We start from the raw sequence: 2,472 nt of genomic DNA on the forward strand, positions 1-2,472 counted from the left end.
CCGTACCGGAAAGGTCAGGTGTTGCACTCAGTTTTTGCCGCCGCCCTGGGTATCAGTCTACGTGAATGGATGGGCAAGGCAGGAAAGTCCATTCTACCCAAACAGAAGCAAAGAACCTAACAACATGCATCACCGCGCGCAAATGCTGGAACGAGCAAAGCGAGCTTTGGGAATTCTATGAAGAGAGTTATCACTGCAGTTCTTTCATTAGCTTATCTGCACGTATGCCATGCTGAAACTGCATCTGTAACAGAGATAATAGCCTATGAAGGCAAGGTCGCTGGAAGCGAAATTTTTATGACGCTATCGGAAACTGACGGCGATATTGTAGGAGGCTACCATTATAAAAAATATGGCACAGCCATACCGCTGCGAGGCTCAATTGAAAACAACCATATAATATTGATAGAAAAGTCCACCTTAGGCGAGGCAAAGATAAGTGCCGAGCTTGACAATCAATTGATAAAGGGCACCTGGAAAGGTGACAGGATTAGCCACAGTATTCATGCCAGCGCCCTCAGTAAAAGCTACAAAAATCTCATTAACGGAATAGACATTTCAAAAAATCACCCAAATACTAATATAGCAATTAAATTTATAGACGGCAGAACCCAAAATCTTGAAATAGAGACCCTAACGGATACCACATCGATCGTGTTCGAGGACTACAACTTCGACGGCTTCCCTGACTTGAGAGTACTCGAGAGCAGCACTGGTTCCAATACAACTTACATTGCATGGACTTACGAGCCAAGCAAAAAAGCATTTGAATACTCTGAGGAAATGTCAATACTGTCGAGCCCTAAGGTCCTGCATAGCGAAAGGGCGATACTATCCTTATCTCGAGATGGCTGTTGTCGTTACATCGCCTCCAAATCAGCGGGCCACGAAAAGCACTCTGCCGAATTCGAGTATGAGAAGCTTACAGGGGTTGAACGCGTAACTGATTTCAAAACAAATACAACCACAACTAGATTAATAAGCCAGAAATACTTCGAGCGAAAATATCTTACTCCCATGGGAGCTGATGGCTTATAGGTACTCCATCGTCAAAAAAGCAGAACAAGGATTGGTGGACGGAGAACATAACGATCAATATTCTAGTTCTTCAATTGATTGCAATCGAAGGGGACCATCTTAGCCCGCTATCGCTAACCATGCCCACGGCGCGCCAGGTAATGACTGAAGGTTCAAGATCAACCCGCCGGGGCTGCTGAATCAAATGATGAGTATCAACCTTACGATCCACCCGCACTCTACAATCCGATGTCAATTTCGTACGCCAACCAGATAAAGCAGCCGAGCCCGAAAATTCTGTGCCGATTATGATCTGGGATATGAAAGAAGGAATTTTTACCGAAAAGACTAAGCGACTATATTAATTCTGTTGAGGTAGATTATGTAGAGACTAGCAGAATAATCAACGACTCTGATCAGTATCAACTTATAGCCGGCTATGCAAGAAACTTTGAATCCATCCTAAGAAAAACGTCCTCGGCAAAGGAAAGCTTCGCTCCATGAGACACGTACGGTTTTTAGCTCTGCTTATCTCACTAACGATGACTACCAGCGCACACGCAAGCACTTACACCATTTCATCCAACGATGACGGGGTGCCGGAAATCTATACAGCAGACATGGAAGCGGGCACTCTGACGATCAAGCAGGGAACGGAAACGACAATTATCACCGACATTGTTGGCTACGCAGGGCAGACAGCCAGAACGTTGGTGCGGTTCAATGGCGGGCCCGCACTGAGCTATGAAAACTCTGGATCGAATACACATTTCGAAGTCTTTTATACCCTAAAAGTCAAAGATAATATCCCTCTTATCGACTGCATATACAGCAACATTCGCAACGGGCAGAATGGTGCCTCCATTCGAAAAGCTGTTTGCAACCTTAAAAAAATATTATCGAGCGATTTCCAGGATACAGTTTTCCGTTACACAGACGCCTGGATTGAGGAATCTAATAGAGTGTCCCTACAATCTGTTATGGCCGAGCCTGCTGAAGCCGCTGTAACACCCCTCGGCAAGCTAGACAATGTGCTTGTTGCGCTGCGCTACGACTCGATCGAAGATCTAATGTCTGCTACTCCGAAAACCATAGCGTCAGTAGCAGGGAAAACTTATGTAGCGACCATCGGTAACGCTTATTTGGTGTATGACGTCGATGGTGCTACAGCATCAGCGCTGGATGTGGAAACGGACCCTATAGCACATTCATTTAAGCGCCTGACAGCTACAGAGCTATTGCAAGCTATTAATAAAAACTAAACTTTCTCACCATCTGATGCACCCCACCCATTATTCATGCTTAGATTCATACACGCCATCACCTATACTATTATAGGTGGTGCTGACTGTTCCACTTACAGCAGCAACGGAACGTCTACCACCATTTTTTACTGCAAATCGAAATCCGGCGGCGGCAAAAACTGAGTGCAACACCTGACCTTTCCGGTACGGT

Annotated in this window: 2 protein-coding genes; both read left to right on the plus strand. The window is 45.4% G+C overall.

Features of this window, described 5'->3' with window-relative positions; all coding sequences use genetic code 11:
• Positions 1-177: 177 nt before the first annotated feature.
• The gene (locus LO50_RS24840) at positions 178-1,038 is read left to right on the plus strand and encodes an XAC2610-related protein (protein ID WP_152624005.1); all 861 of its coding nucleotides are present in this window, start codon (positions 178-180) and stop codon (positions 1,036-1,038) included.
• 479 nt (positions 1,039-1,517) lie between these two features.
• A complete protein-coding gene (locus tag LO50_RS21835) occupies positions 1,518-2,279 on the plus strand; it encodes a hypothetical protein (protein WP_044316352.1) in 762 nt (253 codons plus the stop codon).
• Positions 2,280-2,472 lie beyond the last annotated feature (193 nt).

The sequence above is a fragment of the Stutzerimonas stutzeri genome (assembly GCF_000935215.1).
In the GTDB taxonomy this organism is placed as follows: domain Bacteria; phylum Pseudomonadota; class Gammaproteobacteria; order Pseudomonadales; family Pseudomonadaceae; genus Stutzerimonas.

What these genes read in the sequence shown, in the direction of transcription:
- LO50_RS24840 (WP_152624005.1), top strand. Translation starts at nt 178, where the DNA reads ATGAAGAGAGTTATCACTGCAGTTCTTTCATTAGCTTATCTGCACGTA.
- LO50_RS21835 (WP_044316352.1), top strand. Translation starts at nt 1,518, where the DNA reads ATGAGACACGTACGGTTTTTAGCTCTGCTTATCTCACTAACGATGACT.